The following is a 9,469-nucleotide window of genomic DNA, read 5'->3' as shown; positions in this document are numbered from 1 at the left end:
GGGCTTGGGGCGGGCGGCGTGGAGCAGGCGGCCAGCGTTCCTACAATCAGCGCCGTCACAACAAGGCGCAGGGGGTTCAAGGTCATGGGGCTGATTTTGCTTGAAGCGCTGCTAGCGCTGGTACTGCTGGTGGCCATTGTCTGGTGGACCATGTTCTCGGGCCGCAAGAAGGGCGAGTTGCCGGGCGACGATGCCGACCAGCCACCCAAATGACTCATTTTTTGATAGCTATAAAGCGCCATGGGATGCGCGCAGACGGCCTAAAAATCTCTAGAACCGCAGTCCTTGGCCGCTGAAAGTCACCCCGCCCCGCGCAGCAGGTTGGCCAGCTCCACGGCCGACTTGACCTGCATCTTGTCGAACACGCGCGAGCGGTGCACTTCCACCGTGCGCACGCTGATGTCGAGCTGGTCGGCGATCAGCTTATTGGGCAGCCCCGCCACCACCAGGTCCATCACGTCGCGTTCGCGGTCGGTCAGATCGCCCAGCCGCACCTGCAGGTCACTGCGCGCGCGCAGCTGGCTAAGGCGTTCGGTGGACTGGGCCAGCGCCTGCTCGATGCGGTCCACCAGGGCGTTGTCGGAGAAGGGTTTTTCGCAGAAGTCGAACGCGCCGCGCTTGACGGTGTCCACCGCCGTGGGCACGTCGGCATGGCCGGTGAGAAAAATCACCGGCATGGTGGCCAGTGCGCCCCGCGCGGAGAGCTGGTCGAACAGCGCCAACCCGCTCATGCCGGGCATGCGCACATCCAGCAGCAGGCAGCAGGGTTGGCGCTGGGCCGAGCGGCTTTGCAGCATGGCGTCGAAGGCCTCGGCGCTGTCGTAGGACTCGCTGGGCAGCCTGCGCGACCGCAGCAGCCAGGCCAGGGCTTCGCGCACGCTGGCATCGTCGTCCACGATGTACACGGTGGCGTTGGTGATGGGTTCCATCAGGGTCTTGAATCAGGTTGGGAGGCGGGCAGCGTAAACGTGAACACCGTACCACGCGGCGAATTCGGTGCGAACCCGAGAAAACCACCGTGCTGCTCGATCACCGTGCGGCACATGCTCAGGCCCAGGCCCATGCCTTCGGGGCGGGTGGTGAAGAAGGGGGTGAAGAGTTTGGCGGCCACCTCGGTCGGGATGCCGGTGCCCTGGTCGGTCACCACGAACTCGATCCAGTCGCTGTGCTGGCTGGAGGCCGCGTGCCGCACCCGGATGTCGAGCACGCGGGTGCGCACGGTGGGGTCGTCCATGGCCTGCATGGCGTTGCGCGCCAGGTTCAGCAGCACCTGCTCGACCATGGTGCGGTCGCACAGCGTGGAGGGCAGGCCGGGCTCCACGGTGGTGAACACGCGCACACCCAGCTTGCGCGCCTGCAGGCTCACCAGCGGCAGGATGGCGTCGAGCAGCTGTTGCGCGCTGACCGCCTCGCGCGCCTGGTCGCGGCGGCGCACAAAGTCGTGCACGCTTTTGATCACGCGGCCCGCGCGTTCGGCCTGGCGCGCAATCTGGCGCATGGCCATGCGCACGTCATCGAGCGCATCGGGGACGGGCGGGGCTGCGCTGGTGTCTGCGGACGTGCAAGCGAGGGCTGGAGCGGCCTGCTGCTCCAGCAGATTCAGCGAGCCGTTGGCGTAGCTGGAGATGGCGGCCAGCGGCTGGTTCAGCTCGTGGCTGAGCAGCGAGGCCATCTCGCCCACCGTGGCCAGCCTGGCGGTTGCCTGCAGCCGCTCCTGCGAGGCGCGCGAGAGTTCTTCGACGCGGCGCTGCTCGCTGATGTCCAGGAAGGCGCTCATCCAGCCGGTGTGCTGCCCCTGTGCGTTGATCAGCGGCGCTTCGATGATGAGCACAGGGAAGCGTGTGCCGTCCTTGCGCATGAATTCGGACTCGAAGCCTTCGCGCGGTGGCATGGTGCCTGCAAAACGGATGGCCTGGCGCTGCTGGTATTCCTCAACGCGCTCGGGGGGCCAGTACGGCGCCGACATGCTCAGGCCCAGCAGTTCCTGCGGCGTGAAGCCCACCATCTCGCAGAACGCCGGGTTCACGTAGGTGATGCGACCCTGTAGGTCGCGGGCGCGAAGGCCGGTGACGAGCGAGTCCTCCATCGCCTTGCGAAACGCCAGCGCGTCGGCCAGGTCACGCTCGGCGCGCAGGCGGCGGCGGTTGTCGCGCACCAGCACCACCATCACCGTGACCAGCGCAATCGACATGGCGGTGACCAGCGCAGTGAGCACGTTGGGGAACACGCTGGGCGCGGTATGCCAGCCGTCCATGCGCAGCACCAGGGTGGCCCCGGGCAGGTCCAGCAGGTGCTGGGCTGTGAACATGCGCGAGCCCCGGCGGGCTGCGCCCATCACGGCCAGGCGGGTGCCGTCGGGTTCGGTGAACGAGGCCTCCTGGCTGCGCGTGAGGTTGTGCGCCACCAGGTTGAGCAGCATGTCCTGCAGCCCGTAGGTGGCCACCAGGAACCCGGTGGTGCGCCCTCCGGCAGTCAGGGGCACACACAACTCCATCATCTCGGAACCCAGGCCGTCGCCATGCGGCTGGAAGTAGCTGGTGGAATAGGCGGGGCTGCCCAGGCGCCGGGCGTTGGTGCAAGCGATGCTGAGGTCGGACTGGCTGCTTTCGCGCAGCCGCATGTCCCAGGCCACGGGGCGATAGGGCGACTGCACATGGGTGCGCAGCTTCAGGTGGGCGTCGCGCCATTCGATGCGCACCAGTTCGCGGCGAATGCGCAGCAGCTCTGAGGCTTCGACCTCCCAGGCCAGCTGCCCCGGCGCATCGGCGGGCAGCGCCTGCAGACTCTGCAGATTGTGTGTGAGGGCGGTGCGGATGTCGGACACCGCATCGGCCGCATCGCGCTCCAGGCGCGTCTGCACCTGGCTGGCCTCGTAGCGCCCCGCCAGCCACACCATGGTGGCCAGCATTGACACGACCAGCAGCACAAGGGCCGTCCAGAGCGACCAGCGTCGCCATGCGCCGCGCCAGCGCTGTACAAGAGTGCGGGGGGGGCGGGTGTTGGTCACGGCAGCACGCGGTGCGTCAGCGCGGGGAGCTGCGCGCGCACTGCGCGCAAACGCTGTGCATCCAGCACGCCGGCCACGGTGCCAGGCCCCTGGTCCTGCTGCGCCAGCACGGTACCCCAGGGGTCCACCAGCATGCTATGGCCCCAGGTGTGGCGCCCGTTCTCGTGCACGCCGCCCTGTGCGGGGGCCAGGACGTAGGTCAGGTTCTCGATGGCGCGGGCGCGCAGCAGCACCTCCCAGTGCGCTTGCCCTGTGGTGTGGGTGAAGGCGCTGGGCACCAGCACTAGGTCGGCACCCGCGCTGGCGTGGGCGCGGTACAGCTCAGGAAAGCGCAGGTCATAGCAAACCGACAGGCCCACCCGCCAGCGCTGGCCATCGCGCGCCTGCAAGTCGAACTGCACCGGCGTGTTGCCTGCCTCGATCACGCGGCCTTCGTCATACAACTCCCGCCCGTTGTCAAAGCGGAACAGGTGGATCTTGTCGTAGCGCGCCACGCAGGTGCCGGTGGGGCTGAAGACAAGCGTGGTGTTGCGCACGCGGTCGGGCGCGGCGGTCTGCAATGGCAGGGTGCCGCCCACGATCCATATCTGCAGCGCACGCGCCGTGTCGGCCAGAAATCGCTGTATCACCCCATCGCCGTCGGCCTCGCGCAATGCGAGCTTGTCGGTGTCCTTGTGGCCCATCACGCAGAAGTATTCGGGCAGCACGGCCAGTTCGGCGCCGCCCTGAGCAGCCTCTTCCAGCAGTGCGCGGGCCGCGCGCAGGTTGTCGTCGCGCTGTGTTCCGGACACCATCTGGATGGCGGCTACTTTCATGAGGGCTCTCCATTCTTCGGTGGGCTGCTGCGGGGCGTGGCATCGGTGGCGGGGCTGGCCTCGCGGCCTCGGCGCGCCACACGCACCACGCGCGGGTCGGCCCAGGTGCCGTCTACGCGGAACTCCTGCGTGGCAGCCTCGATGAGCGGGCCGCGCAGGAACACCTGAGCCAGGAAGCTGCCTAGCCCGATCACGGGGTTGATGGCTGTGGCCACCAGCGAGGCAGTCATGGCGTTGATCTCGGGCACCACCACCACGCGCAGGTCCTGGGTTTCGTGGTCGATGTTGGCATGGCCTTCCATCAGCACGGCGGCGTTGACCCCCTTCATCTGCAGGTTGTTGGTGGTGGCCACGCCCTGCTCGATACGCACATCGCCCCGGACAAAGTCGAACGCAAAACCCTCGCTGAACACGTCACGGAAGTCGAGCGTCAGGCGGCGTGGCAGCGATTGCAGGCTCAGCACGCCCAGCAGCTTGGCCAGGCCCGGGTCGGCCTTGAGGAACTGGCCGGACTCGATATTGAGGTTGATCTGCCCGGTCATGCTGCGGTAGTCGGGGCTGAAAGGCGCGCCGATCCAGGCCACCTGCCCCTCCATGCGGCCCTTGCCACGCCGCACCACATTGGCCATGCCCATGCGGCCCAGCAGTTCGCCCGAGTCGCGGATGTCAAGTTTGAAGTTCAGCACCGTGCGCCGCTCAGCCGCGCGCGGGGCGGCCCCCGCCGCATTGAGCACGGCCCAGTTGCCGTTGGCAGTGAGGCTGGCCTCAGGCGCGGTGATGTTGAACTTGGCGAGACGCCACTCGCGCTGGGCGCCTTCGCCGCCCCGGTTCTGGGCCTCCACCTCGACCCGGCCCAAGCGTTTGCCGCGCAGCTCGAAGTCGTCCACCACGATGTCGAGCGCGGGCAAGGTGCCGGGCTGTTCGTCCAGCAGGGATTCCACTTGCGTGACCTCGCTCTGCGGCATGTTCACGCGCGAGAGCCGTGCAAACAGACGCCCGTTGGGATGGTCGGCGCTGCCCGGCTGGCGGTATTCCAGGTAGCCGTTGAGTTCGGTGGCGTCCAGGTTGGCGCGCCAGGTCGTGCCGTCGCGCAGGGCGCCCGCCACCACGTTGTGCAGGGTGCGGCCCTGTAGCGTCAGCTCGCGCGCACGCAGTGCCAGGGTGGTGGGCAGATAGTCCTGCGCCATGGCTGCGCCGGAGGGGCCAGGCGCGGCGATAGCGGCTGGGGCCGTGCGAGCGGATGGCTCGGCCGTGGTGGCCTGCGTCAGCACGTCCTCCCAGGCGTCCACGTCCACCTTGCCCAGGCTGATGTTGGCGGCCACGCCCTGCGCGGGCAGTGGTGCAGCCTCCCCGCCGCTCAGCCCCAGGCCAATGGCGCCGCGCAGCACGCGGGGCTGGGGGCCGCTCAGGTCACGCAGGTAGGTGGCCGAGCCCAGGGCGCCCAGGTCCAGTGTGATCTGGTCGCGCAGTGGGGGGGTGTTGTTGCCGTTGACGGCCAGGCCGGTGAGGGATTCGCGCGCCACCTGGATCTCGAAGCGCAAGGGCAGGCTGCTGTCGGTGGGTTTGCCCAGCGGCGGTGGCAGCGCCAGTGCCAGGCCCTGCAGTGTGGTGCTCACTTGCAATTCGGGCACGCCCCGGCGGAACGCCAGGGCCAGGGTGTAGGGCGTGCTGCCGGTGGCACGGCGTGCCAGCTGCGCCAGCGTGCCCAGCTGAGGCGTCTGTTGCAGGCCCTCGGCAGTGGCCGTGCCCTGGGCGCGCAGCTGCACGGCCGATTCGGTGGCGGGCGCGTTGGGCGCCAGCGCCCTCATGCCGCCCTCCAGCCGCACGTTGCCGCCCAGCGCCTGGGCCTGCATGTTGGTCAGCGAGAACCCGGTTTCGCTGAACTGCACGGCACCCCGCACCCGGCTCAGCGCGGGCGTGTCGGGGGTGATACGCAGCTCGTTGCCCGCCAGCGTGACGGTGCCCTGCACCTTTGATTTGTTGATGTCGCTGATGGGCAGGCTCAGGCGCAGCTGGAAATCGGCATTGCCGGTGCCGCTGGCCTGGTCGAGCGCGTGGCCGGTCATACCCCCCAGGGGCGAGGTGGTCATGAGCGTGAGCAGCTCGGCCAGGGGGCCACGCGCGTCGGCGTTCACGGCCACCACGGTGTGTTCCAGGTCGGGGATCCTGGCGTCCACCTTTGAAAGCCGCAGGCCCTTGCTGCCCGCAAAGCTGCCGCTGGCGCCGCGGACCATCATGGATGAGCGCTCGAAGATCAGCTCGCCTCCTAGCTCGGTGAGCGCGGGCCAGGGCAGGGTTCCGGCAGGCTGCAGCGAGGGCGGCACATAGGCGTAGGTCACGTCCTTGACCCGCGCCGCAATGCGGAACTCCCCCAACTTGGGGTCGTTGAAGGGCAGGTCGTGCAGATCGCCTTTGACGCGGAACTGCACGTTGCTGGCGCTGCCCGCCACCACCGCATCCCGCACATAGTGGCGCGACTCGGCAGGGATGGACAGGGGCAGATAGCGGTGCACGCGCGTGCCGTCGGCGCGGTTGAGCGTGCCGGTGAGGTCTAGCACTCCCGGAAAGCGCGATTTGTGGGGCGCCTTGCTGGCATCGCTGGTGTGCCAGGAGGCGCGGACCTCACCCTGAGCATCTGCGTTGGCAAACTGGACATCATTGGCCTGTACGGCGATACGACTGCCCTCGATCTGCCAGCGCAGGTCGGCGCTGAGCCGGTCCAGCGGGAGCATTGGGTCTTCGAACACGCCCGGCAGCACCAGCGCCCCGGAGGCCATCGTGAGCGCAGCCTTGCCGCCGGTCTGGGTCATGTCGATGTCCACCGTGGCGCCGCGCAGGCCCATATGGGTGGGCGCGGCCCCTTTGGGGCCTCCGGCCAGTGCCAGCCCCCGGATGCGGCCTTTGACCTGGTATTGCTGCAGGCCATCAAGGGGGCCTTTCCAGGTGGCCTGAATCTCATCGACCAAGCCCTCTGGGGTGTAGGTGTGCACGGCATCAAGCGCTGCAGGGCCCAAGGGCAGGCGGCTGGCGATCTGCGCGAGCGCAGCCAGGTCCATGCGATCGGCACGGAGCTCGCCCTGCTCCGGGGCCTTGCCCATGGCCGCCGTGTGAATGAGCCGCAGGTTCCCGCCAGGCCAGGTCAGGCCGTCATCGGTCTGGAACTGCAGGCCTTGGGTGGAGAACTCGAACCCACCGTTTAACCTCCTCCCGCCCAGGCGCCCCTGGATGGAGGGCAGCACCAGTGCCTGCAGATCGGGGCTGAGGGTTGTGTTCACATCGGCCAACGCCAGGTCGGCTGTGCCGCCCACAATCTCCCCGCTGCGCACATCGGCCCAGGCGCGCAGCGCACCGCGGCCCTGCGCCACCTCAATACCCACGTCGGCGTGGTGGCGAAGCTGCGATACATCGACCCGCGCAAAATCGGCAAACACTTGGCCGTTCCAATGTTTCCAGTTGCCATCGCCAGCACGCAGCAGCGGCGCGCGGAACAAACCTACTACGGTGAAGCGGTCGCCCCAGCCAGGTGGCGGGGTGGCGTCCAGGCGCATGTGGTGGTGCCAGTTGCCGTTGCGCAGCAGCAGGTTGACTTTCTCCAGCGCCAGTGCGGGGGCGCCTCGCTGCTCGTCGGTCCAGCGGACCGTGCCATCCTCGATGAAGACCTCGCCCTGGGAAAATAGCCAGTCGGCCGCATCGTTGTTGTCGCCCTGGTTCTGGGCAAACTCCAGCCCCGCGACGTAGATGCGACCGTCGCTGGCACGGCGCACGTCCAGCTCTGGCCTTTGAACATAAAGCTGCTCGAAACCGCCCTTGAGCAGCGAGCGGGGCGACAGCGCCACGACCACCCTCGGCAGGTGCAGGGCTGGGTGCCCCGAGGCGTCCAGCAGCGCCACGTCCGACAGCTCAATCGACGGCATCAGCCCTTCGGTGCGGGCTGCGATGGCACCAATCTGGACGGGAACCCCCAGAGCCCGTGCGGCATGCGCCTGCAGCTGTGGGCGGAAGTCCCCGATTCGCGGCACAATCCAGCCATGAAGGGCCCCCCACGCGATGGTCAGCAGCAGCCAGAAGGCGAGCAGCAACCCCAGTGACCACCGCGCAAAACCTGCCACTATCTTGAGCAGGCGTGAGGGGTGCGTGGTGGGATCGATCATGGTGGGATTGAATGTGGCAGGAATTATGACCCGCGTGCCTCGCGTGGGTTCACTACAAACTCAGTACGCAGCCTTGGGCTTCCCGCGCCCTGTTCGCCATGACCGCACCGTCCGCTGATCCCCGCTGCAACCAGCCCTTGTCCGAGGGGCCGCTGGCCGAGCACTCGCGCTTTTACCAACGCCTGCACCGCCGCTACGCGAACGACCTTACTTTGCTGCCACCCGGTTATCCGGTGTTGGCCACTATGGAGCAGGCCTACGAGGCGCTGTGCACACGGGGCTGCGACACCGGCACCGCTCTGCGCATGCTGCGCCAGCTGGTCATGGAGCGGCTCATCCGGCTCGATTGCGAGGCCCAGGCCCCGTTGGCCGACATCACCCGCGCCGTGACCGAACTTGCCGAGCTGGCCCTGGATCGAGCCTGCTCCCAGGCGCGACGCGAACTCGACGAGCGCCATGGTGCACCCTGTGGGCCGCAGGGTCAGCCCGTGCAGCTTTGGATCATCGGCATGGGCAAGCTCGGCGCCCGCGAGCTGAATGTGTCCAGTGACATCGATCTGATTTACGTTTACGAGCATGACGGCGAAACCGCAGGCATGCCGGACGGCCGGGGCCGCATCTCCAACCACGAGTACTTTGCGCGCGCCGTCAAGGCCATCTACAGCCTGGTGGGCGACACCACCGAACATGGATTTGTGTTCCGCGTGGACCTGGCGCTGCGGCCCAACGGCAATTCGGGCCCGGCCTCGGTGTCGCTGGCAGCGCTGGAGGAATACCTGCAGATCCAGGGCCGTGAGTGGGAGCGTTTTGCCTGGCTCAAGAGCCGGGTGGTGGCCCCTCGCGACAGCATTGGCCGCCCCGAGGTACAGGCGCTGCGGGGGGTGGTGCTGCCCTTCGTTTTCCGTCGCTATCTCGACTACAGCGTGTTCGACGCGCTGCGTTCCCTGCACAGCCAGATCCGCGACCACGCCGCCAAGCGCAGCGCGGGCCATCCGGAGCGTGCCAACGACGTGAAGCTTTCGCGCGGCGGTATCCGCGAGATCGAATTCACCGTGCAGCTGTTGCAGGTGGTGCGCGGCGGCCAGTTTCCCGAGCTGCGCCGCCGCCCCACGCTTGACGCCCTGCAGCGGCTGGCCCACGCAGGCCTCATGCCACAGGTGACGGCCGACGCGCTGGCGCAGGCCTATGTTTTCCTGCGCCGGGTGGAGCACCGCATTCAGTATCTGGACGACCAGCAGACCCATGTGCTGCCTACGCGCGATGACGACCTGGCCTGGATCGCCCAGACCATGGGCTTCAAAGACTGCTGCGCTTTTTTGCATGAGCTGGATGCCCACCGCGAGCTGGTGGCGCAGGAGTTCGACACCTTGCTGGGGGGGGCGGGCAAGAAGCAATGCAATGGCGGCGGCTGTGGTGGCCCCCGCGCTGCTGCGCCCCCTCCGCCTGAGCTGGAGGCGCTGCTGGAGCAACTGCCTTCCGGATTCCGCGAACGCGTA

At 68.0% G+C, this 9,469-nt stretch carries 5 protein-coding genes and 1 pseudogene; 2 read left to right on the top strand and 4 right to left on the bottom strand.

Annotation, left to right across the window (positions count from 1 at the left end; genetic code table 11):
• Positions 1 to 213: hypothetical protein (locus DBR12_RS23550; protein WP_369861428.1), on the top strand; the 213-nt coding region annotated here is incomplete at its 5' end.
• 86 nt (positions 214 to 299) lie between these two features.
• Here the strand turns inward: DBR12_RS23550 and DBR12_RS08850 are convergent.
• From DBR12_RS08850 to DBR12_RS08835, 4 genes are read right to left on the bottom strand one after another with little or no spacing between them, the layout of a single operon-like run.
• Complete coding sequence (locus tag DBR12_RS08850) at positions 300 to 929, bottom strand: response regulator transcription factor (protein WP_108616917.1); 630 nt, start codon at positions 927 to 929, stop codon at positions 300 to 302.
• Entirely contained in the window at positions 929 to 3,007 is a 2,079-nt protein-coding gene (locus tag DBR12_RS08845) for a nitrogen regulation protein NR(II) (protein WP_233244366.1), read from the bottom strand. Before DBR12_RS08845 ends, DBR12_RS08850 begins: the two co-directional genes overlap by 1 nt.
• On the bottom strand, positions 3,004 to 3,822 hold the full coding sequence (locus DBR12_RS22655; protein WP_108616915.1) for a carbon-nitrogen hydrolase family protein: 819 nt from the start codon (positions 3,820 to 3,822) through the stop codon (positions 3,004 to 3,006). Before DBR12_RS22655 ends, DBR12_RS08845 begins: the two co-directional genes overlap by 4 nt.
• Complete coding sequence (locus DBR12_RS08835; protein ID WP_108616914.1) at positions 3,819 to 7,973, bottom strand: YhdP family protein; 4,155 nt, start codon at positions 7,971 to 7,973, stop codon at positions 3,819 to 3,821. Before DBR12_RS08835 ends, DBR12_RS22655 begins: the two co-directional genes overlap by 4 nt.
• 98 nt (positions 7,974 to 8,071) lie before the next feature.
• On the opposite strand from DBR12_RS08835, the pseudogene DBR12_RS22650 reads away from it, so the two are divergent.
• Positions 8,072 to 9,469, top strand: a pseudogene (locus tag DBR12_RS22650) (glutamine-synthetase adenylyltransferase); the annotation flags it as partial.

Origin of the sequence: Acidovorax sp. HMWF029 (genome assembly GCF_003060895.1) — a bacterium.
GTDB lineage: Bacteria > Pseudomonadota > Gammaproteobacteria > Burkholderiales > Burkholderiaceae_C > Acidovorax.
This window is presented reverse-complemented; position numbering and strand designations above follow the sequence as displayed.

Excerpts from the sequence above, each read along its gene's own strand:
- DBR12_RS22655 (WP_108616915.1), bottom strand. The coding sequence starts at position 3,822 with ATGAAAGTAGCCGCCATCCAGATGGTGTCCGGAACACAGCGCGACGAC.
- DBR12_RS08850 (WP_108616917.1), bottom strand. The coding sequence starts at position 929 with ATGGAACCCATCACCAACGCCACCGTGTACATCGTGGACGACGATGCC.
- DBR12_RS08835 (WP_108616914.1), bottom strand. The coding sequence starts at position 7,973 with ATGATCGATCCCACCACGCACCCCTCACGCCTGCTCAAGATAGTGGCA.